Below are 19,395 nucleotides of genomic sequence, written 5' to 3' on the forward strand. Positions count from 1 at the left end.
GCCGCTGACCCCTCGCCCCGAGCCTCTGTGCGTCCGCCCCAGCTGCCTCGACCGGCGGCGCCTCCCGGGCGCGGTCGGCCGAAGCGGGGATGTCGCTCACCGTCGCGCCCGCCATCCCGGGCTCCGTCCCGTCCACTCTCGCGTCCGCCATCCCGTCCGTTGTCCCGTGCTCCGTCCCGTCCTCCCCGGCCGATGGATTTGTCCGGTTGGCGATCGAACCGTGGGCTCATGGTGATGTCGGCGGATGGAACGGGGTTATGGGTCGGTCTCCTCCAGGTGATCGAGCAGCTTGGCGAGCCGCTGCGGATTCTGCAAAAAGAGCCAGCCAACCATTGTCTCAAATCCCGTCGCCTGGCCGTAGGTGGCTGAATCACCCCGCCGCGGTCCGCGACCGGCCCGATTCCGACCCCGTCGCACCAGGTCGCGCTCCTGCTCGTCCAGCAGCGGCTCAAGCCGCAGCAGGGCACGGGCCTGGGCCTCCGCCTTCACAGCTCCCACCACGGCCCGATGCAGGGTGACGGAGCGCTCGGCCCGGTCGCAGTGGCGCCGTCGCTGGTGCAGCTCCCAGACGGCATCACCGAGCCAGGCCAGCTGCAGGGGGCCGAGAGCCATGCCGGGTGGCACGGCAGGAATGGCCGCGAGCCAGGCAGTGGAGGAAGCTCCTGCCGAGCTGGCACTGGCTGCCGTCTCAGGCGGTGGCAAGGCTGGCCAGGGCCGTGGGCAGGTCGGGCTGCAGGTGGAGGAAGGCTTCGAGCCGCACCAGCTTCACGGTCTGCACCACGCGGGCGTTGCCCACCACCACGAAGCCGGTGCCATCGGTGGTGCACTGCTTGGCGAGCTGCACCAGGGCGCCGAGGCCGGAGGAATCGATGAAATCGATCCGGCTGAGGTCGATCACCACAGGCAGGGCCTCGCCGGTGCGCTGGGCAACGACGAATTCGTTGAACTGCTTGTCCGAGTAGGCGTCGAGCTGACCGGTGAAATGAAACAGCAGACAATCGCTGCGGCGCTCGCAACCGCCGCGCAGGGACACCGTGAGTCGTTGCAGGTCGTTGATCGCTCCAGCTCCCGTCACAGGACGAATGCGCGCAGTGTAGGGATATCGCCGCAAACGTCCTGAAGGTGACACAGACTGCAGATGAGGCAGGCTGGGCTCAGCCTTTTCAGGGCGTCTTGTCCAGACGCCGGTCCGCCATCAGCGCCGCGAAGCGGCCGAAGTGGTGATCGGCGTCGTGGGGGCCGGGGCTGGCTTCCGGGTGGTACTGCACGCCGAACACCGGTTGGTGCCGTAGGGCCAGGGCCGCCACCGTGCCGTCGTTGAGATTGAGATGGGTCACCGTCACCTGCTCTTCGGGCAGGGAGGTGGCGTCGATCGCGAAGCCATGGTTCTGGCTGGTGATCTCCACCGAACCCGGTGAGCCGCAGGGATGGTTGAGGCCGCGGTGGCCGTAGCCGAGCTTGAAGGTGGTGCCGCCCAGGGCCAGACCGAGGATCTGGTGACCGAGGCAGATGCCGAACACCGGCAGATCGGGCTGCTTCAGCAGGCCCTTGGCCAGATGGATGCCACTGCTCACCGCCGACGGATCACCGGGGCCGTTGGAGAGGAACACCCCCTCCGGCTGCAGTGCCAGCACCTGCTCAAGGCTGGCATCGGACGGCAGGACCGTGACCGAGCAGCCGTGGGCCACGAGCCGATCGAGGATGGCCCGCTTGATGCCGAAATCGATCGCCACCACCTGGTAGGGCTGCTCAGGCCCCGACTGCAGGCGCGTATCGAAGCCGGCAGCGCAGGGTCGATCCCAGTCGTAGGGCTGGCGGGTGCTCACCTGTTCGGCGAGGTTCAGGCCTGTCATCACCGGGGCCTCACGCACCTGCTCCAGCAGGGCCTGGGGGGTGGTGCCGTCGCTGCTGATCGCCCCGTTGATGGCGCCGCCCTCGCGCAGATGGCGCACCAGGGCACGGGTGTCGATGCCGCGGATGCCCACGACCCCATGCTGCTGCAGCCAGCCATCGAGATCACCCTCGGACCGCCAGCTGCTGGCCACCGGCGACAGCTGGCGGGCGATCACGCCACGCACGTGGGGCGCCTCCGCCTCCTGATCGGCGGCGTTGACCCCGGTGTTGCCCAGCTCCGGGTAGGTGAAGGTGACCAGTTGGCCCGTGTAACTCGGGTCGGTCATCACTTCCTGGTACCCGCTCATGCCGGTGTTGAACACCACCTCACCGAGGGCGGTGCCGATGGCCCCGAAAGCCGTGCCGCGCAGCAGGGTGCCATCGGCGAGCACCAGCAGGGCGGCGGAGGTGGGCTCTGGCACGGCGCTCAGGTGCGACATCGCCCCGATCATCCCTGAAGACCCGGGCCGGCAGTGTTCGCTGCCGTCACCCCCTTGCTGCTTCGCCTCGCTGCTCCGCCTCAGGCCGCCGCCAGCTGCTGCCGCAGGGCCAGCAGACGCTGCCAGGCCCCGTCGCCGGTCAGCACGCCCAGAGCCTGTTCCAGGCCCGTCGGGATCGAGGCTGCCCGGCCGGCGGCCCACAGCACCAGGGCGGCGTTGAGGGCCACCACATCGCGCTGGGCGGTGGTGCCGCGGCCCTGAAGCACGGCTTCGAGGATCGCCGCATTGGTGGTGACATCCCCGCCGGCCAGGGCCGCCAGAGGTGCCGGGGTGAGGCCAAGGTCGGTGGGGTCGAGCGTCTCCTGGCGAATCGTGCCGTTCTCCAGCAACCGCAGCGCATTGGGGCCCGAGAGGGAGGCTTCATCGAGGCCGCCGTGCCCATGAACCACCACGGCCCGCTCCAGGTCGAGGCGCTGCAGGGCCTCGGCCATCGGATCCAGCAGATCGTCACGGGCTACGCCGAGCACCTGGGCATCGGGTCGCAGCGGGTTCACCAGCGGTCCGAGCAGGTTGAACACGGTGCGCACCCCCAGGCTGCGGCGCAGCGGGGCCAGCCCCACCAGGGCCGGATGCCAGCCCGGCGCGAACAGGAAGGTGAGCCCCGTCTCTTCCAGGGCCGCCACCACCTGGGGCTGGGGAGCCTGCAGCCGCAGGCCGAGGGCTTCGAGCACGTCGGCCGAGCCCACCCGTCCGCTGGCACTGCGGTTGCCGTGCTTGGCCACATGGGCGCCGGCAGCCGCCGCCACGAAGGCCACGGCGGTGGAGATGTTGAAACTGTCGGCTCCGTCCCCACCGGTGCCGCAGGTATCCACCAGGAACAGGGGCGGCCGGGGCCCGGGCAGCGGACAGGCCTGGCGCAGCACCTCTGCCAGGGCGGCCAGTTCCTCGCCGCTGACGCCCTTGGCCCGCAGGCTGGCCAGCAGGGCCCCGGTCTGCACCGGCTCCAGCTGCTCCTCCAGCCAGGCCCGCATCAGGGCGGTGGCCTGCTCGCCGCTGAGGTCGCGCCCCGCCAGCAACTGCTCCAGCAGCGCCGGCGGCGACAGGGGATGGGCCATCGAAGCACTGCAGCTGCCGGCAGGCTAGGGATCGGGGCCGTCAGGGCTCCTGATCGGCTGTGTCGAAGCCCGACCCCACCGGTTCGTTGGCGGCGGCGGCGGCTCCAGGTCGGAAGCCCGCCGCCCAGATGGCGCGGGTGCGCTGATGCAAGGCCTGCCGCTCCAGTCCCCAGAGGCGCAGCACTTTCTCCAGATCGTCCTGCACGTCGCGGGCGCCGGGGAAGCCCTGGTAGCGCATCAACAGGCGGGCCGCATCGACCAGATCCGCCTCGGTGGGCGTGGCGGCGGCGAGCAGGCGATCGACCGTGTCGCGGTCGCTGGCGTGGAGCGGATGGCTCTGCTCGTTCTGGTGGGGGGCCGACGGATCGGAGGCCATGGGCTGCGCGGGCAGGGCAGCGTTCCAGCCTGGGGCATGGTGCCGACGCGGCGGTGGAGCACCCTCCGTAAGTTGGACCTTCGCTTCGCCGCACGGCCCTGCCATGAGCGCCCCACGGCTCGCCCTCATCCTTCGCTACCTGCGCCCGCACCGACGAACGGTGCTGCTCGGGGCGGCGGTGCTGGTGGTGGTGAACCTGCTGAGCGTGTCGATTCCCCTGCAGGTGCGGGGGGTGATCGACGATCTGCAGGATGGCTTCTCCATGCAGGATGTGCTGCGCCAGGCGGCGCTGATCCTGGCGCTGGCCACCGTGATGGGGGCTGCGCGGCTGTGGTCACGGATGCTGGTGTTCGGCGTGGGTCGCCAGGTGGAGGCGACCCTGAAGGAGCGCATCTTCAGCCACCTGCTGCGCCAGGAGCCGGGCTGGGTGCAGGCCACCGGCAGCGGTGAGCTGATCAGCCGCGCCACCAGCGATGTCGAGAACGTGCGCCGGCTGCTGGGCTTTGCCGTGCTCAGCCTCACCAACACCGCCCTCGCCTATGCCCTGACCCTGCCGGCGATGCTGATGATCGACCCCTGGCTCAGCCTGGCGGCGGTGGGGTTGTATCCGCTCATGCTGATGGTGGTGCGCCTGTTCGGCGGCCGCATGATGCGTCAGCAGCGTCGCCAGCAGGAAAGCCTGGCGGGCCTCAGCGACCTGATCCAGGAAGACCTCTCCGGCATCAGCGCCATCAAGATCTACGGCCAGGAGCGCACCGAGCAGGGGGCCTTCGCGGCCCGCAACCGCGTCTATCGCGATGCCGCCCTGGGGCTGGCCCGGACCCGCAGCACCCTGTTCCCCCTGCTGGAGGGCATTTCCTCGATCAGCCTGCTGCTGCTGCTGGCCCTGGGCAGCGGCCAGCTGGAGAGCGGCCGGCTCACGATCGGCGATCTGGTGGCCCTGATCCTCTTTGTGGAGCGGCTGGTGTTCCCCACCGCCCTGCTCGGCTTCACGCTCAACACCTTCCAGACCGGGCAGGTGAGCCTGGAGCGGGTCGAAGAGCTGCTGCAGCGTCAGCCGCAGATCGTGTCGCCCATACAGCCGGTGCCCGCGACCCAGCCGCCCCGGGGGGCGCTGGAGGCCCGAGGCCTCTGTGTGCGCTACCCCGACGCTCCCCGACCGGCCCTGGTGGATGTGTGCTTCCGGCTGGAGCCCGGTGAGCTGGTGGCTGTGGTGGGGCCGGTGGGCTGCGGCAAGACCACCCTGGTGCGGGCCCTGGGGCGGATGGTGACCGTGGAGCCCGGTCAGCTGTTCCTCGATGGGGTCGACGTGACCGACCTGTCGCTGCCGGATCTGCGCGAGCGGGTGGCGGTGGTGCCCCAGGAGGGCTATCTGTTCACGGCAACCCTGGCGGACAACCTGCGCTACGGAGTTCCGGAGGCGCCGCAGGAGCGGGTCGAGCTGGCGGCCCGGCAGGCCCGCCTCGAGGCTGATGTGAAGGGTTTCCCCGATGGCTACGCCACCCTGGTGGGCGAGCGGGGCATCACCCTCAGCGGCGGCCAGCGCCAGCGTGCCGCCCTCGGCCGGGCCCTGCTGGTGGAGGCACCCCTGCTGGTGCTCGACGATGCCCTGGCCAGCGTGGACAACACCACGGCGTCTGAAATCCTTGCCTCGGTGCGTCAGCAGCAGGGCCGCACGATCCTGATGGTGAGCCACCAGCTCTCGGCCGCCGCCGCCTGCGACCGCGTGCTGGTGCTGGAGGATGGCCGCCTGGTGCAACAGGGTCACCACCGCGATCTGATCCATCAGAGCGGCACCTACCGGCGCCTGTGGGAGCGGCAACAGGCCGAGGAGCGGCTGCAGGTGGTCGAGGCCTGAACCCTCCCTGTTGGGATCGACTGCCTGAAGTGATGTTGAGGGCTGCGGACAACACCGCTGCGGCCCGCTTATGTGAGAGCACCCATCTTCTCTGCCGGGACCCCGACCCCATGGATCCCTCCAAGGGCTACAACCTGCGCTGCACGCTCACCTTCGGTGACATCTACGGCCAGATCCTGATCTGGATGCTGGTGATCTTCGCCAGCCTGGCGGCTGGCATGGCGCTGATGGGAGCCAGCAAGCCGATCTTCGCCCTGGTGGGAGTGGGCGTGATCCTGGTGCTGTCGTTGCCGTTCCTGTTATTCGCCTTCACGACCACCTTGCTGAATCACATCGCCCTGGAGCCCAGCGCGAGTGGTGGTGAGGCTTCCTAGGCTCATGTCCACTCGTTGCCAATCTCTGTGTTCGGGCTCTTTGCCACCTCCCCGTCCGGTTCGTCGACCCGTGATCTCACCCCTGCAGGCGACGTTCTGCATGCCGTGTTGAAAACGCCCCTGGCGGCTCCGCTGGTGGAGGGGCAGGCCGAGGCCCTGTTCGGTTGCGGTTGCTTCTGGGGCGCCGAGAAGGGGTTCTGGCGCCTGCCCGGCGTCGTCACCACGGCGGTGGGCTATGCCGGCGGTGACCCGCCCCATCCCAGCTACGACCAGGTCTGCTCCGGCCGCACCGGCCACGCCGAGGTGGTGCGGGTGGTCTGGGATACGGCGGTGGTGGACGCCAGCGATGTGTTCAAGCTGTTCTGGGAGTGCCACGACCCCACCCAGGGCAATCGCCAGGGCAACGATCGCGGCAGCCAGTACCGCTCCGCCATCTATGCCAACGATCCGGCATTGCTGAGCCTGGCGCGGGCCAGTGGCGCCGCCTATCAGGAGCAATTGCAGGCGGCTGGTCTGGGCACGATCACCACCGAGATCGCCGCGGATCGGCCCTTCTTCTACGCCGAGGCCTACCACCAGCAGTATCTGGCCAAGCCCGGCAGCCGGCCCTACTGCTCCGCCCAGCCCACGGGTGTGCGCCTCGGTGCCTTCCCCGCTGCCGCCTACCGGCTCGGGGATGCGGTCTGGAAGCAGTACGACTGGAGCATCGCCCACTGCGTGCTGCGCAGCGACAACACACCGATCCAGGCCTCGTAATCCAGTCCTCGTAAGGTCGCTCTTTTCGCCCTGTGCCCCGCTCCACCTTTGCCTACGACTGGGAGGGCCAGGCCTGTTTCTGCCGGGTGGAGGGCGATCTGGAGGCCGGAAGCGCCGATCCGATCCTTTCGCTTCACCCGATCGGTGTAGGGCTGTCCGGTGCCTTCTGGCAGCGGTTCAGCCATGAATGGAACGTTCGCCGCCTGCCCCAACCCCTGATTCATCCGGATCTGATCGGCTGCGGTCGTTCCGCCATGCCGGACCGGATCCTCCGCCCCGAGCACTGGGCGGACCAGATTGCCGTGCTGCTGGATCAACGGGTGCGCCGGCCGGTGTGGCTGCTGGTGCAGGGCGCCTCCCTGCCGGTGGCCCTGGACTTGCAGGCCCTGCGGCCGCAGGCGATTCGCGGCATGGTGCTGTTCGGCCCGCCCTCCTGGAAGGTGATGACGGGGCCGGCTGATGAGCGGCTGGCCAACGCTCTCTGGCGTGGCTTCTTCCACACCCCCCTGGGCGGCCTCTTTTACCGCTACGCCCGCACCGAGCGGTTCCTGCGCTCCTTTTCGGAAAAGGAACTGTTCGCCCGCTCCTCGGATGTCGACGCGGAGTGGCTGTCGATGCTGCGGGAGGGGTCGCGCGATCTGGCCAGTCGCCATGCCGTGTTTTCGTTTCTGGCCGGGTTCTGGCGCCGCGATTACAGCGACCGCCTCCGCCAGCTGGAGGTGCCGGTGCTGGCCCTGTTCGGCGACCAGGCCAGCGGCATCAGCCGCCGCGGCAAACGCGATACCCCCCAGATCAAGGCAGCCGATTATGCGGGTCGGCTGCCCAGGGCCTCCGCCCGTCTGCTGGGCGGTCGCAACGTGCTCCCCTGGGAGACGCCGGACCAGGCGGTGGAGGCGGTGCATACCTGGATGGCCCAGCAGGCCTGAGGTCTCGGCCTGAGCCGTTCTCGCTGGAGCCCGCCTGGCTTGGATTCCATCACGCTGCAGCTGGAAACGGCCATACATTGAGCCTCGGTATTGGCCAAGCCCCTGAACCGCTCGCCCGATCCTGATCCCCATCCGGGGAGGCAGCGGGATCCCGATCTGATCCGGCGGCTGATGCCGCTGTGGGGCTGGTTCTACCGGTCTTACTTCCGGGTGCAGACCAGCGGTTGGGAGCATGTGCCGGCCTCGGGCCAGCTGATGTTCGTGGGCTCCCACAACGGTGGTCTGGCGACACCGGACCTGCCGATGTTTCTCTACGACTGGTTTCGCCGTTACGGCCTGGAGCGGCGGGTCTATGGACTGGCCCACGCCAAGGTGTGGCAGGCCTATCCCTTCGCGGCGGATCTGGCTGCCCGGGTCGGGGCGATTCCCTTCTATCCGCGCCAGGCCCTGGCAGTCCTGCGCCAGGGCGACAGTCTGTTGGTCTATCCCGGAGGTGGCCAGGATGCCTTCCGGCCCCATCGGCTGCGGGGTCGCATCCACTTCGGCGGCCGCACCGGTTTTCTGCGGCTGGCGATCTGGCATGGCCTGCCGCTTGTGCCCCTGATCTCCTGGGGCAGTCATGACAGCCTGTACGTGATCGAGGACTGCTACCCCGCCGCCCGGCGTCTGCATGACCACGGCATGCCCTGGCTGATGGGCCTCGATCCGGAAGTGATGCCGCTCTACCTGGGACTTCCCTGGGGCCTGGCGGTGGGGCCTCTGCCCAATCTCCCCCTGCCCACGGTGATCCATACGCGGGTCTGCCAGCCAATCCATCTGCCCCGCAGCGGCCATGCCGCCAGCCGCGACCGCGCTTACGTGCAGGCCTGCTACGACCGGGTGGTGGGGTGCATGCAGACCGAACTCGACCAGTTGCGTGCTGAGGTGACGGGCGGAAGGCGGGGCGCATGGTTCAAACCATGATCCGCCGCGAAGGATTCCCTGCGGAGCCTGGCTATGGTGCTTTTCGCACGGGCCGCTGCCTGAGAGCCGTGGGTGCGTTATGAACGCTGATCATCAGCCCGCCACCACCCTGCGGAGGATGACTGTCCCCCTGTTCGGCCTGCTTTTTGGACCCCTGATCGCCATGTCCTCCCCCTGGTGGGAGGACTACGGCATCAAGGAGAAGTTTCTCTGCGCCGACAAGGCTCAGCTGGTGCTGGAACGTAACGACGCCCAGGCCTCCCTGATCGCCGGCCGCTTCCGTTCCACTCTGTTCCGCGAGGATTCCGCCGAACCGGGGATCCGCTACCGCAACGACGGCATGCTGGTCATCCTGCGCGGCGATGAGCTCACCCTGGAGAAGCTGCCAATCCGGTTGCAGTGCATCCGCACCGAACAGGTATGACGCCACTTCCCGATCGGATCGTGATCGTGGGCATCCTGGCCACGGTGGGTCTCTGTTTCGCCCTGGTGTTCTGGACCGTGCGCCTCAACCCCGGTGGAGAACCCCCGATGCAGTGGCGCGATTCCGCCCCATCCGCCACCATCGACCGACCGATGGCTGGCTCAACGGAGCGGGGTCTGTTGTGACCCCTTCCAGGCCCCCTGGAAGCCGCCGCCAGCTGCATCCCCTGCCCCGCGGGCTGGTGGAGCTCTACGGCCTGCTGGCTGTGCTGTTCGTTCTGATTCCCGAGTGGATGGCCGGGAGTGCCCTGGTCGGATTCCGCGAGGGTCGCGGCGGTGCTGATCTGCCGGTCACCAGCCAGGCGTGGGAGCGGTTGCCTGAGTTGCGACTCGCCACCATGACCCTGGCCCAGCTGCGCCTGCTGGCCCGTCAGCTGCGGGTGTGCGGCTACGCCGGTCTGAGCCGCGACAAGCTCACGGCCCGGCTGCTGCGTCGCCTGAAGCGCCGCCAGATCCAGGGGCGAGCCCGGCAGACGCTGTGATAATTTTCATTCGCCGGGGCGTAGCGCAGCTTGGTAGCGCACCACTTTGGGGTAGTGGGGGTCGTGGGTTCAAATCCCGCCGCTCCGATTGAATCAACGGCAACAACGCAGCGGTTTCCATCCAGCCGCTTCTTTATCTCATAACCGTCCTGAACAGGGCGGTTTTTTATGCCTGCTGTTTTTGACTTAGAACTCAAAGCGCACCACTCAGTACTTGGTGACGAAGGAGTCGCCGGCAGGGTTGTTCAGCACATTCTTCGAGCACTGAGCTCTGAGCTCTGAGCACTGAGCTCTGGGCTCAGAACACTGGCACTGGCTCTGAATACAGAACGCTTGCTTTGAAAATCTCACCCTGTCTCGGCAGTCACGATCAGAACTCTGGGTTTGGATCTGAACTCTGAATCCTCCATTTTCATGATCTCTCGGCGGCAAGCGGATTCCTTCTCGTCGTCTTGCTTCTCCTCCTTGACCTGTTCTTCCCAGTGCTTCTGTTCAGTGGCTTGTTCCGGTTGACAAGCGTGCCCTCGATGGATGGCCCGAGGCTCATCGACGCAGGCACGCCTCCAGGGCACTGAGCAGGTTCTCGATCAGCAGCGTCGCGCTGGCCTCGGTGCTGGCCTGCCAGTGCCGTCCGTCGCGGCGGATGCGCTCGACGCCATCAGCCCCGAGGGCTTCGATCACGTAGGCCCGATCCTGCAGCAGCCACGGCTCCAGCAGCTCCGGTGTGACCTCCAGATGAAACTGCAGGCCCCAGGCGTGCCGGCCGATTCGGAACATCTGCTCGACGCAGTGAAGGCTTGAGGCCAACAGGGTGGCGCCCGGTGGCAACACAATCCGATCGCCGTGCCAGTGCAGCACCAGTTCACTGGCGGCCAGCCCCTGCAGCACAGCTTCCTGCTCCGCCGTCGTCGTCCAGGTCACTGCGCCCCATCCCACTTCCCGCAATGGCCGGGGCGGCTCTCCCACCTCCAGGGGCACCGCATCGCCCCCCATCGCCCGGGCCAGCAACTGGGCACCCAGACAGATCCCCAGGACTGGCTGCTGCGCCTCCACCCGCTGGCGGATCAGCTCCAGCTCCGCCTCGAGCCAGGGAAAGGCATCGTTGCCGAGATCGGCCACGCCCATCGGTCCGCCCAGTACCAGCAGCACCTGGTCGGTGGGGGTGCCGTTGGGGGTCGCTGCCGGCAGAGCCTCACCCCGATCCGGCCGGCAGACGCTCACCTGCCAGCCCCTGGCGCGGGCTGCGCCTGCGAAGCGGCCAGGCCCTTCCCGATCGAGGTGCTGAATCACGAGAAGTTCGGTCATCGCCCTGGGCTCATTCCAGCCGTGTCACCACGCCCATCCTGCGCAGCCAGCGATTGACGCGTCGCCGCAGGCGTGGCGGCACCTCCTGCAGCAACTGGCCCAGTTCCAGGGCCGCCAGGCGATGCAGGGCCCGGACGTCCACCCGCCAGAGCGCTTCGGCCTCCCGGATCAGCCGCGCCCAGGTGCGCACGTTCTTCCAACGGCGGATGCGCTGCTGCGGCACATCGACCAGAGACCAGTGGGGGCCGGGCTCACTTCCGCTGGTCATCACTGCAGCCCGGCACGTGGCTTCTCCAGCCTGTTGAGTCCTGGCTGTTTTGTCTTCAACTCAGTCGCAGGAGTTCGGAGTTGGACGGCGACTCAGATCCGTTTGTTTCGGTCGGATTGATCCGGTCAGGCCGAGCGAGGCAGTGTCCGCCGGGTGGGCTGGCTGCTGCCGGTGATGGCTCCAGAGCCTGCTGCTGGTCGCTCCTCTCGATCGAGTTCCACCTGCTGGACGGGAAAGCCCAGGGCCTGCACCTCAGACTCGCTCAGCCGGCGGCTCCAGGCTCCTGGCACGGGGTCGTTCCAGCGAAAACCCGCCTCCTTGGCGCGGTGGCGTTCCGCATAGCTGAGGTTGGCGCGGTAGAGATGGCGCGGTTCCTGGGCCGCGGCCAGCAGCGTGTCCAGATCGCTGCAACGCTCGAACACCTGGGCCAGGTAGATGCAGTCGGTGAGGGCGCGATGGGCGGCCCAGACGGGGACCCCGTAGGCCAGGGCCAGGTCCCGCACGGAGGGGTTGGAGCGCAGGTGCTTCTCGGCGGGCCAGCGGATCTCCTCCATCGAACAGATCCAGGGCCGCTCCAGGGCCGGCAGCTCCCCGTGGCCGAACCACTGGCGATCGAAGGCGGCGTTGTGGGCCAGCACCGCATCGGCGGCGGCGGCCATCGCCAGGAAGCACTGCAGCCCGGCCTGCCAGGGCTGCTCCAGTCGTGTCCAGTCGGCGGCGATGCCGTTCACATGCTCTGCCGGATTGGCGTTGCAGGGCAGCAGGAACGACACCTGGCTGAGCACGGCGCGGCTGGGGACATGGAACAGCACCGCCCCCACCTCGATGCAGCTGCCATCGGCAGGGGAGAGGGCCGTGGTTTCGGTGTCCAGGATCAGGAGGCGCTGCGGCACCGCTGACCGCGCAGCAGGCTGCAAACCCGATTGCGAAGCCGATTGCGAAGACGTGGTGGTTGGGGTCTGGGACTCGGAATGGGAGATGGACACGGCTCTGGGGATCTCAACCGGCATGGGCGCTGGCGTGGATGCCGGGTTCTGCGGCTCCGTTTGCCGCGATGGTTCCGGTTGCTCGCCCTCTGAGTCCTGGGAGGCGGTGGTTGTCTTCAGAGCAGGGTCTGCTGTATGGAGGGTCGGCTCCGGCGCAGGTTCTGGATCCCTGGGCGCAGGAGCGCCCGTCTCCACAGATCCGCCCAGCAGGCTGAGCAGGTCGTCCTGGTGCCACTGATTGGAGTGCGACTGACTGGAGTGCGACGCCATCACCGCCCTGCTTGCCGCCCCATGCTCTCAGCCGCAGGGGCTCTGCGCAGCAAGCACCCTCCGTCCCAGTGGATCCGCAGCGTTCTGTCAGTCAGCCTGCTTAGGGTTTGGGTTCTCTCCATAAGCTCTTGGCACGCCCCCTTGCCCCCGGTGATCGGGCCCCCCTGGTGGCCCTGCCTGATCAGAACGGCGTTGCGCGGCGCAGCGATCAGCTGGGCGGCAAGGCCCTGGTGCTGTTCTTCTATCCCAAAGACGACACCCCGGGCTGCACGATGGAAGCCTGCGCCTTCCGTGACAGCTACACCGACCTGCAGGCCCTCGGCGCTGAGGTATGGGGCGTGAGCGGCGATGACACCGCCAGCCATCAGCGCTTCGCCAGCCGTCACCAGCTCCCCTATCCGCTGTTGGTGGATCGGGGCAACGGCCTGCGCAAGGCCTTCGGGGTGCCAGGGGTGCTGGGCCTGCTTCCGGGGCGCGTCACCTATGTGATCGATGGGCAGGGCACGGTGCGGCATGTGTTCAACAACCTTCTCGATGGCCCCGCGCACCGGCGTGAGGCGATCCAGGCCCTGCAGCAGCTTCAGCCAACCTGAGGCCAGGGGGGCGTCGGTCGATCAACAGGAGCAGCGGGTATGGCGCGATGGAGGCAGCAGGGGGAGCTCTGGCAGCTGGAGCCGGCCGGCGCGCCGCGGGGCCTGATCGAGTTCATCGGTGGCAGCTATCTGGCTGCCACCCCCCAGCTCAGCTACCGGCGTTTCCTTGAGGCCCTGGCGGCTCGCCACTGGCGGGTGCATGCCTGGAGCTACGTGCCAGGCTTCGATCACCAGGCCCAGGCCAGTGCCGCCTGGCGGTTGTTCCGACGGTTCCGGCTCGGCGACGACGCCACCACGAGTGGCTTCCCAACGCCGGGACCCGCCTCCGGTCCGCTGCTGCGGCTGGGCCACAGTCTCGGCTGCAAGCTGCATCTGCTGGCTCCGGATGGCGGTCGCCGCTGTGACGGGTTGGTGGCCCTGAGCTTCAACAACTTCTCGGCGGAGCGTTCGGTGCCGCTGCTGGCGGAACTGGGACAACAATTCAAGTTCCGCAGTGAGTTCAGTCCCTCGCCGGAGGAAACCCTGCTCCAGGTTGGGGCCACCTACCGCCAGCCCCGCAACCTGCTGGTGCGGTTCAACCGCGACGGCATTGATCAGAGCAACCGCTTGCTGGGGGTGCTGCAGGCGCGGTCCGGTGATTGCTCCGAGCTGCTGGAGCTGCCCGGTGACCACCTCACCCCCGCCAGCGGCGGCCTGCGCAAGCAGCTGCTGGGCGCCTGGGCCGACGATCCAGCCCGGCAACGTGGGATGGAACGGCTGGTGGATCAGATCACGGCCTGGTCTGGGGTGCCTTAGCCAGGAGCGCCACAGATCAGGGCTCCCACGTCTGGGAGCCCAGGTAGGTCAGCTCCACGAAGTCGCTGGCTTGCCGGTCGCTGGGGCTCAGTTCCAGGGGAAAGCCGCCCAGATCGACGCGCCCCATCGACTCCAGGGCCTGGGTCAGCCCCTTGCGACTGGGGTTGGGCCCGGCCCGCTGCAGCCCTTCGCTGATCAGGCGGGCGGCGAGGAACCCTTCCAGGCTCGTGAAGCCGTACTGGGGCTCGGTGGCCTGCCGCTGCATCAGCCGCTGGTACTCCGCCACCACCGGGATCCGGCGGTTCCAGGGGAAGGGCACCACCTGGCTGATGCCGATCCCGGTCGACTGGCCATCGGGCAGGGCCTGCTGCAGGGCCCGGCTGCCCACGAAGGAGACCGTCATCAGCTGCGCCTTGCTGCCCAGGGTCAGCAGGTCGCGGCTGATGGCCGCCGCACCGGGGTAGGAGCTGATGATCACCACCCCGCTGGGGTTGGCCGCCTGCAGGGTGCGGGCCGCAGCCTTGGTGGCGCTGGAGTTGCGCTCCACGCCGGCCGTGGCCACCGGCTGGAGTCCATGGCGCTGCAGGGCCCGTCGCGTGGCGGCCAGCCCGTCGTCGCCGAAGGCATCGTTCTGGTGCAGCACGGCGATCCGGTGGCGGCCGGCGCGCACCAGGGCAGCGACGATCTGGTCGAGTTCCGCCTGGTAGCTGGCCCGCAGGTTGAACACCAGCGGCCGCCGCGGCTCCCTGAGCAGCATCGCTCCGGTCAGGGGGGCGACCAGGGGGATGTGTTCGCGCTCCACCGTCGGCAACACGGCCTTCACGGTGGGGGTGCCGACGTAGCCGAACAGGGCCAGGACCCTGTCCTGCTGGATCAGCCTGTCGGTGTTGCGGCGGGTCAGTTCCGGTTCATAGCGGTCGTCGTGGCTCACCAGGCGGATCCGGCGTCCATGGATCCCACCGCGGCGGTTGACCTCCGCGAACCAGGCCTGGGCGCCGAGCCGATACTCCTGGCCCAGCTGGGCAGAGGGGCCGCTGAAGGGTGCTGACTGTCCCAGTACGAGCTCCGGAGCGCTTGCGGCGGATCCAGGAGCACCGGAGATCCTTGCTGTCGCTGCCGTCGCCATCGAGGGCAGGCGCAGCACGCTCGGCAGTAGGGCAGCCAGGGGAAGGACGACCAGGGCCAGGGCCGCCTTGCCGGCAGTGCTGCCGGTCATCCCTAGGGTCAGGCGTGGTGGCAAGGCGCCAATGCACTCCGATGAGCCCTTGCCTGAGTCCGGTCTCCCGGAACCGCCAGGTCCAGAACCGAGAGGTTCCGAAGGCAGGGCGCCCGGTCGACGGCGGAAGCGCTGGAATGGTCTGGCCATTGGGTCCGTTGTTCTTGCCGTCGCCCTGTTGATTCTGGGGCTGATGCGGATCGATGTCGCCCAGGTGCGCAGCCGAGACTCGCTGCGGCTGTCCTCGGCCTCCCGGGCCCTCAGCACCGATCCGGCCCTGCTGGCCGGCGGTGGATGGACCTCCCTGCGAGGGGAGCGGCTGAACGCGACGGAGGCCCGCGAAGACCAGGTGGCTCTGGAACGGGCCGCGAACCATGTGCAGGTGGGGGTGTATGTCAACAGCACCTACGACCTCGAACTGAACATCCCCAGCTATTCGTCCAGTGGCTACGTGTGGCTGCGCTGGGACGAGCCGCTGCAGCGCTATCTCGAAGCGCAGAACACCAGCATCGACCGCCGCTTCACCCTGCTCAACGGCCTGCTGTCCGATGCTGATCCGGTCTTGCGGCCCCTGGTCGATCGTCCGGTACGCCTCGCTGATGGCAGCTTTTACCAGTTGTTCAACTACATCGGGCGCTTCTACATCGACAAGGCCAGTTTCCGCCACTTTCCCTTCATGACCGTGAGTCTGCCCCTGGTGCTGGAGGTCGACGACGTCGATGGCGGCCTCGACTACACCAGCCTCCGGCTCGAACCGGATCTCCAGAACAGTGGCATGGGGCTCTACGCCGGCATCATCGGCTGGCTCAACCGCGGCTGGTCGATCGCGGAGTACCGGCACCACTACGCCACCAACTTCGGCCTGGGTGGTGCCGAGAACGATTACAGCCAGGTGGTGTTCGATATCTCCTTCGGCATCTCCGCCTGGGCAGCCTTCTGGCGCCTGCTGTTGCCCCTGGCGGTGCTGATGGTGATGGTGCTGCTGGTGTTCAAGGTGCGGCCCGATGAACAGGATGCCCGCGCCAGTATCCCGGTCACGGTGCTGCTGACCCTCGTGTTTCTGCAGCAGACCTACCGCGCGGAGTTGCCCCAGCTGCCATTCCTTACCTTCCTCGATCAGGTGTACGTGGTGGCCTACGTGGTCACCCTGATGGCGTTTGTGCTGGTGATCTGGATCGGCCGCCGCTACAGCGACATGGAAGCCATGCCCGATGGGGACGGCAAGGAGATCCTGCAGCAGCGGCTGCATCGCCTTGATGACATCTGGCCCCTGGCCATGGTGTTGATCAGTGGCCTGAGCATCTGGCTCTGTTGGGTGAACCTGCCGCCAGGCGGATGACAACTCCCAAGTGGATGGTGATGGTCCAGGCAACCTCCTCCTCCAGGGTTGAACGCAGGCGGAGCAGGAGCGTCTGCCGGCCAAGCCCTCCGTGGGCGACATCGTGGTGGGCAGGATCCGAGGTGCCGGCAGCCGCCGGATCCTGCTGATGGTCCACTACGACTGTGATGATCCTGCAGGCCCTGGAGCTGACGGCCGAACGGAACGTCCGCGATTTCGCCACGATCACGGTGCTGTTCAACCCCGATGAGGAGATCGGCTCGCGCGGATCGGCGGATCTGATTGCCCGCCAGGCCCACCAGATTCTGGCTCTGCAGGCCCTGGGAGATTCAGCCAAGGGCACCACGGTCGACTGGACCCGCATCCGCCCCGGCGAGAGCCCCAACGTGATCCCCATCCGGGGCAGCCTGCCCGTGTCGCTCATTCTGGCCGGCGGCCTCGATGCCTCGAACGTGGGCCGGGCGATCGAGCAGGTTCAGCCCTTCGGTGTGGATGTGAACAGCGGCGTCAAGGGATCCGATGGCTTCAAGGATCCAGCCAGCTTGCAGACTTTCATTGCGGCCGTGCGGCACAAGGATTTCACACACTGATCGGAGCCAGCGGATTCATTGGAGCTATCGGTGCCAACGATGCTGTCGAAGCCATCAGACCATGCGCTGGGAAGGCTTCGCGGGAATTTGATGAATGGAGCCCAGGAAGGCTCCTCTGTTGGGATTGAGCTCTGCGGTTTTCAGCGCTTTTTCAGCCTTAAAGACCTTGGTGTCTATCCAGCTGTTGTGCTCTGCCAGCAAACAGATGTGATCCAATCGGTTCATGGCGAATCCGGGCAGCCTGCCTTCATAGAATGCCCGCTTCCAGTTGTTTCAGGTCAATGAATTCCGGAGACTTGACGCCAGCCTCCACCCTGATTCTTTCCAGCTTTGGCGAGTCGAAAAAGCGCCTTGCATTGTCAAGTGAGATCCAGGCGGGATAGTCGGCAACCTCGTGGATGATGAGCACGTGCTGCGTGGATGGAGGCGTCATGGGATCGGCATGGAGGTGCTGGATTCTCACCACTGGGTGCCAACAAAATCAATCGTAGCTTCGCTGGTGCTGTTGGCAGGAAACCTGACCTTGATTTCTCTGCTGTAGACAACCTTGACGCCAGGAAGATAAAAGCTGGTCAGCTTGCCATCTGGAAACTTCACGACTGATTGTCGTTTCTCAGCATCTTTGACAAACTCGCTGTTCTGAGGCGAGGAGTATGTTCGCGTTAGCGCCTCAAGCAGCTTGGCGCCATCCTGCGTTTGAAGGCGAAATCTTGACGTCACCGTGAAATCCTGAAAGCCACCGCAGGCAAAGGCATCAATCTTGATCTTCTCGGGAAGGGGCTCCTTGAACATGGTGCGGAGAAACTGGATCTGCAAGTCTTGATGTCGTCTGCCGAACCCGAAGTCGCAGGCAGAGGCGAGTGAGAAGCCGTTGCGAAGCAAGTCAAAGACAACAGCCCATCCAGCGATGATAAATACAACTATCGTCAGAGTCAACGGACGTTTCATCCAGGCGCCCATTGTGCTCGATCAGTGGTAGATCGTAGCTCTTTCCATTGTCCAGGCCGATCTGGAAGGCAGGCCTGACTGGGTACCAGAGACTCTGGTCGGCAGACACTTTTGGCGCTATTCGCTGGTATGTTACAAGAGATAAGACTGAGTGCTGACTGATCAAAGGCTAGTGATTGTCAAGCTTGCCTAGTTCACTTTCCAGTAACCTCACCATCTTATGGGCAGCGCCAGATACCGCTTGATCAATGGTCGTGGATTGATCGCTGACAGATGTTGGTTGTCGTCCCGCGAGCCGTGCCTCCAGCAGGCATCGCTTGTCAACGGGGCCAGACTTTGAGGTACTGTTCTCGTCGCTCAGGTGAACTTCCAGCCTGGTGATATGATCGGTGAAGCGTGCCAAAGTGTGATTCAAGGTTGTTTCGACACTTTGTGCCAAAGCTTCATGCCCAGAGATGTTCTTGTCTGTATTGACTTGAATCTGCACGGTTCTCTCCAGTGTGGATGAATGTTGTTTGTCTGCCTACTCACTAGCAAGACTTGGATGGTATGCCCATCATGGCTTCACATCCCGATATCAGAGGCTGATCATTGCTCCCTCTGCCCCCTCGTTCTCTACCTTCCTCTCCCTCTCTCCCCGTCTCCCTCCCATTCGTTCTGGGGAGCAATGTCTTCCCTCTGATTCCTACATATGCAGGGGCGATTGAGCCGTTCCCTTCGCTGATCCAGCCAGGCAGCCAAGGCTGAGGTGACACGGTTCACGTGATCAGGCGGAGCAGGGTTCCATCAGGGCGTCGGCAGCGCCGGCAGCTGGGGGGTCACATCCACCAGGGCATAGGTGGTATCACCCCAGCCATCGGCGGGCAGCAGGGGTGGTGCGCTGGGCCCTGGTGCTGCGGCCTTCCCCGCCGCGAAGGCGCCCTCGGTCCAGGCCAGAAGCAGGCCACGCAGGGGGCCGCCACCGTCGGCTTCGATCGAGCGAAGGTTGAAATGATCTCCCCCCTGGGCCAGCACGAGGCGATGGCCACCGCCACTGTTGCGGGCTTCCTGGGCCATCGGTGTGATCGCCTCGGGCCCTGCCGGTACCACCCAGTCCTTGCTGCCGCTCACGAGCAGGACCCTCCCATTCATCGCCTTGGCGGCTCCCACATCAAAGAGCAGGCGCATGGGCGGGCTCACCGCCACGACGGCCGTGACCCGGGGGTCAGCCCCGCCGGCCCGGTTCGCGCTGGTCAGGAAGCTGCACTGGAGCACCCAGCTGAGGTTGCGGGCCGGATCCCTCAGGTTCTGGCAGGAGCGACCCAGCTGGGTGGCGCTGGGCCGGGCCCCGGCCAGCTGCAACACCGTGGTCGCCCCCCACGACTGACCCATGGCCACCACCTGGTCCGTGCGCCCGGGGGCCGGCAGAGCCCGGCTGCC

At 66.8% G+C, this 19,395-nt stretch carries 27 protein-coding genes and 1 tRNA gene; 13 read left to right on the top strand and 15 right to left on the bottom strand.

From position 1 onward, the window contains the following. The 6 genes from VB716_RS04155 to VB716_RS04180 all read right to left on the bottom strand — a co-directional run. Positions 1-230 (bottom strand): hypothetical protein (locus VB716_RS04155; protein ID WP_323269803.1); only part of this gene is annotated, 230 nt, incomplete at its 3' end. 25 nt (positions 231-255) lie between these two features. Next, positions 256-612 carry a ribonuclease III domain-containing protein gene (locus tag VB716_RS04160; RefSeq protein WP_197155080.1) on the bottom strand — a complete coding sequence of 119 codons (357 nt, stop codon included), beginning with the start codon at positions 610-612 and terminating at the stop codon, positions 256-258. 76 nt (positions 613-688) lie between these two features. Then, positions 689-1,075, bottom strand: coding sequence for an STAS domain-containing protein (locus VB716_RS04165; protein WP_197155082.1), 387 nt, complete (start codon positions 1,073-1,075; stop codon positions 689-691). An 88-nt stretch (positions 1,076-1,163) separates the two neighbouring features. Continuing rightward, a complete protein-coding gene (carA, locus tag VB716_RS04170) occupies positions 1,164-2,333 on the bottom strand; it encodes a glutamine-hydrolyzing carbamoyl-phosphate synthase small subunit (protein ID WP_323269804.1) in 1,170 nt (389 codons plus the stop codon). An 80-nt stretch (positions 2,334-2,413) separates the two neighbouring features. Beyond that, entirely contained in the window at positions 2,414-3,448 is a 1,035-nt protein-coding gene (gene trpD / locus VB716_RS04175; protein WP_323269805.1) for an anthranilate phosphoribosyltransferase, read from the bottom strand. Between the two features lie 40 nt (positions 3,449-3,488). Beyond that, positions 3,489-3,824, bottom strand: a complete 336-nt coding sequence (locus tag VB716_RS04180) for a DUF3288 family protein (RefSeq protein WP_197155101.1) — start codon at positions 3,822-3,824, stop codon at positions 3,489-3,491. Positions 3,825-3,927: 103 nt separating this feature from the next. Between VB716_RS04180 and VB716_RS04185 the strand changes: the two genes are divergently transcribed. From VB716_RS04185 to VB716_RS04225, 9 genes are all read left to right on the top strand, one after another. Continuing rightward, complete coding sequence (locus tag VB716_RS04185) at positions 3,928-5,682, top strand: ABC transporter ATP-binding protein (RefSeq protein ID WP_323246356.1); 1,755 nt, start codon at positions 3,928-3,930, stop codon at positions 5,680-5,682. 110 nt (positions 5,683-5,792) lie between these two features. After that, the gene (locus VB716_RS04190) at positions 5,793-6,056 is read left to right on the top strand and encodes a hypothetical protein (protein ID WP_323269807.1); all 264 of its coding nucleotides are present in this window, start codon (positions 5,793-5,795) and stop codon (positions 6,054-6,056) included. A 96-nt stretch (positions 6,057-6,152) separates the two neighbouring features. After that, positions 6,153-6,812 (top strand): peptide-methionine (S)-S-oxide reductase MsrA, encoded by a 660-nt coding sequence (gene msrA, locus VB716_RS04195; RefSeq protein ID WP_231598302.1) that lies wholly within the window; start codon positions 6,153-6,155, stop codon positions 6,810-6,812. Positions 6,813-6,844: 32 nt separating this feature from the next. Beyond that, positions 6,845-7,738 carry an alpha/beta hydrolase gene (locus tag VB716_RS04200; protein WP_322757080.1) on the top strand — a complete coding sequence of 298 codons (894 nt, stop codon included), beginning with the start codon at positions 6,845-6,847 and terminating at the stop codon, positions 7,736-7,738. A 90-nt stretch (positions 7,739-7,828) separates the two neighbouring features. After that, positions 7,829-8,701: a lysophospholipid acyltransferase family protein gene (locus VB716_RS04205; RefSeq protein WP_322757079.1), complete on the top strand. Its 873-nt coding sequence runs from the start codon at positions 7,829-7,831 to the stop codon at positions 8,699-8,701. Positions 8,702-8,819: 118 nt separating this feature from the next. Next, on the top strand, positions 8,820-9,125 hold the full coding sequence (locus VB716_RS04210; RefSeq protein WP_197159239.1) for a hypothetical protein: 306 nt from the start codon (positions 8,820-8,822) through the stop codon (positions 9,123-9,125). After that, positions 9,122-9,310, top strand: a complete 189-nt coding sequence (locus VB716_RS04215) for a hypothetical protein (protein ID WP_197155111.1) — start codon at positions 9,122-9,124, stop codon at positions 9,308-9,310. The genes VB716_RS04210 and VB716_RS04215 overlap by 4 nt, the downstream gene beginning before the upstream one ends. Then, entirely contained in the window at positions 9,307-9,666 is a 360-nt protein-coding gene (locus VB716_RS04220; RefSeq protein ID WP_197155113.1) for a hypothetical protein, read from the top strand. The genes VB716_RS04215 and VB716_RS04220 overlap by 4 nt, the downstream gene beginning before the upstream one ends. A gap of 14 nt (positions 9,667-9,680) precedes the next feature. Then, positions 9,681-9,754, top strand: a tRNA-Pro gene (locus VB716_RS04225). A gap of 455 nt (positions 9,755-10,209) precedes the next feature. Here the strand turns inward: VB716_RS04225 and VB716_RS04230 are convergent. The 3 genes from VB716_RS04230 to VB716_RS04240 all read right to left on the bottom strand — a co-directional run bounded on the left by VB716_RS04230 (position 10,210) and on the right by VB716_RS04240 (position 12,132). Further along, positions 10,210-10,971, bottom strand: coding sequence for a type 1 glutamine amidotransferase (locus VB716_RS04230; RefSeq protein WP_322757078.1), 762 nt, complete (start codon positions 10,969-10,971; stop codon positions 10,210-10,212). A gap of 10 nt (positions 10,972-10,981) precedes the next feature. Continuing rightward, positions 10,982-11,239, bottom strand: coding sequence for a hypothetical protein (locus VB716_RS04235; RefSeq protein ID WP_197155116.1), 258 nt, complete (start codon positions 11,237-11,239; stop codon positions 10,982-10,984). Positions 11,240-11,364: 125 nt separating this feature from the next. Further along, the gene (locus VB716_RS04240) at positions 11,365-12,132 is read right to left on the bottom strand and encodes a 3'-5' exonuclease (protein ID WP_416238080.1); all 768 of its coding nucleotides are present in this window, start codon (positions 12,130-12,132) and stop codon (positions 11,365-11,367) included. Positions 12,133-12,623: 491 nt separating this feature from the next. Here VB716_RS04240 and VB716_RS04245 point away from each other — a divergent pair, with 491 nt between their 5' ends. Both VB716_RS04245 and VB716_RS04250 read left to right on the top strand, forming a co-directional pair. Beyond that, the gene (locus tag VB716_RS04245; protein WP_323269810.1) at positions 12,624-13,088 is read left to right on the top strand and encodes a peroxiredoxin; all 465 of its coding nucleotides are present in this window, start codon (positions 12,624-12,626) and stop codon (positions 13,086-13,088) included. A gap of 39 nt (positions 13,089-13,127) precedes the next feature. Beyond that, positions 13,128-13,883 carry a DUF1350 family protein gene (locus VB716_RS04250; RefSeq protein WP_197170068.1) on the top strand — a complete coding sequence of 252 codons (756 nt, stop codon included), beginning with the start codon at positions 13,128-13,130 and terminating at the stop codon, positions 13,881-13,883. A gap of 16 nt (positions 13,884-13,899) precedes the next feature. On the opposite strand, the gene VB716_RS04255 is transcribed toward VB716_RS04250, so the two are convergent. Further along, a complete protein-coding gene (locus VB716_RS04255) occupies positions 13,900-15,099 on the bottom strand; it encodes an ABC transporter substrate-binding protein (protein ID WP_197170069.1) in 1,200 nt (399 codons plus the stop codon). A gap of 178 nt (positions 15,100-15,277) precedes the next feature. On the opposite strand from VB716_RS04255, the gene VB716_RS04260 reads away from it, so the two are divergent. Beyond that, positions 15,278-16,438 carry a hypothetical protein gene (locus VB716_RS04260; RefSeq protein ID WP_323269812.1) on the top strand — a complete coding sequence of 387 codons (1,161 nt, stop codon included), beginning with the start codon at positions 15,278-15,280 and terminating at the stop codon, positions 16,436-16,438. A 167-nt stretch (positions 16,439-16,605) separates the two neighbouring features. Continuing rightward, positions 16,606-17,028 (top strand): hypothetical protein, encoded by a 423-nt coding sequence (locus VB716_RS04265; protein WP_323269814.1) that lies wholly within the window; start codon positions 16,606-16,608, stop codon positions 17,026-17,028. A gap of 54 nt (positions 17,029-17,082) precedes the next feature. Here VB716_RS04265 and VB716_RS04270 read toward each other — a convergent pair whose 3' ends face one another. From VB716_RS04270 to VB716_RS04290, 5 genes are all read right to left on the bottom strand, one after another. Further along, a complete protein-coding gene (locus VB716_RS04270) occupies positions 17,083-17,253 on the bottom strand; it encodes a hypothetical protein (RefSeq protein WP_323269816.1) in 171 nt (56 codons plus the stop codon). Between the two features lie 22 nt (positions 17,254-17,275). Next, positions 17,276-17,461 carry a hypothetical protein gene (locus VB716_RS04275; protein ID WP_323269817.1) on the bottom strand — a complete coding sequence of 62 codons (186 nt, stop codon included), beginning with the start codon at positions 17,459-17,461 and terminating at the stop codon, positions 17,276-17,278. A gap of 26 nt (positions 17,462-17,487) precedes the next feature. Continuing rightward, a complete protein-coding gene (locus VB716_RS04280; RefSeq protein ID WP_323269818.1) occupies positions 17,488-17,976 on the bottom strand; it encodes a hypothetical protein in 489 nt (162 codons plus the stop codon). Between the two features lie 169 nt (positions 17,977-18,145). Further along, positions 18,146-18,463, bottom strand: a complete 318-nt coding sequence (locus VB716_RS04285) for an HPF/RaiA family ribosome-associated protein (RefSeq protein WP_323269820.1) — start codon at positions 18,461-18,463, stop codon at positions 18,146-18,148. Between the two features lie 299 nt (positions 18,464-18,762). Further along, a partial coding sequence (locus VB716_RS04290) for an alpha/beta hydrolase family protein (protein WP_416238081.1) occupies positions 18,763-19,395 on the bottom strand: 633 nt, incomplete at its 5' end.

It is taken from the genome of Synechococcus sp. CCY9201, from assembly GCF_034931105.1.
Lineage (GTDB): Bacteria > Cyanobacteriota > Cyanobacteriia > PCC-6307 > Cyanobiaceae > CBW1002.

Coding starts and splice junctions, on each gene's coding strand:
- VB716_RS04180 (WP_197155101.1), bottom strand. CDS start 3,824: ATGGCCTCCGATCCGTCGGCCCCCCACCAGAACGAGCAGAGCCATCCG.
- VB716_RS04250 (WP_197170068.1), top strand. CDS start 13,128: ATGGCGCGATGGAGGCAGCAGGGGGAGCTCTGGCAGCTGGAGCCGGCC.
- VB716_RS04190 (WP_323269807.1), top strand. CDS start 5,793: ATGGATCCCTCCAAGGGCTACAACCTGCGCTGCACGCTCACCTTCGGT.
- VB716_RS04275 (WP_323269817.1), bottom strand. CDS start 17,461: ATGACGCCTCCATCCACGCAGCACGTGCTCATCATCCACGAGGTTGCC.
- VB716_RS04185 (WP_323246356.1), top strand. CDS start 3,928: ATGAGCGCCCCACGGCTCGCCCTCATCCTTCGCTACCTGCGCCCGCAC.
- VB716_RS04230 (WP_322757078.1), bottom strand. CDS start 10,971: ATGACCGAACTTCTCGTGATTCAGCACCTCGATCGGGAAGGGCCTGGC.
- carA (WP_323269804.1), bottom strand. CDS start 2,333: ATGTCGCACCTGAGCGCCGTGCCAGAGCCCACCTCCGCCGCCCTGCTG.
- VB716_RS04255 (WP_197170069.1), bottom strand. CDS start 15,099: ATGACCGGCAGCACTGCCGGCAAGGCGGCCCTGGCCCTGGTCGTCCTT.
- trpD (WP_323269805.1), bottom strand. CDS start 3,448: ATGGCCCATCCCCTGTCGCCGCCGGCGCTGCTGGAGCAGTTGCTGGCG.
- VB716_RS04215 (WP_197155111.1), top strand. CDS start 9,122: ATGACGCCACTTCCCGATCGGATCGTGATCGTGGGCATCCTGGCCACG.
- VB716_RS04265 (WP_323269814.1), top strand. CDS start 16,606: ATGATCCTGCAGGCCCTGGAGCTGACGGCCGAACGGAACGTCCGCGAT.
- VB716_RS04160 (WP_197155080.1), bottom strand. CDS start 612: ATGGCTCTCGGCCCCCTGCAGCTGGCCTGGCTCGGTGATGCCGTCTGG.
- VB716_RS04235 (WP_197155116.1), bottom strand. CDS start 11,239: ATGACCAGCGGAAGTGAGCCCGGCCCCCACTGGTCTCTGGTCGATGTG.
- VB716_RS04270 (WP_323269816.1), bottom strand. CDS start 17,253: ATGAACCGATTGGATCACATCTGTTTGCTGGCAGAGCACAACAGCTGG.
- VB716_RS04280 (WP_323269818.1), bottom strand. CDS start 17,976: ATGAAACGTCCGTTGACTCTGACGATAGTTGTATTTATCATCGCTGGA.
- VB716_RS04210 (WP_197159239.1), top strand. CDS start 8,820: ATGACTGTCCCCCTGTTCGGCCTGCTTTTTGGACCCCTGATCGCCATG.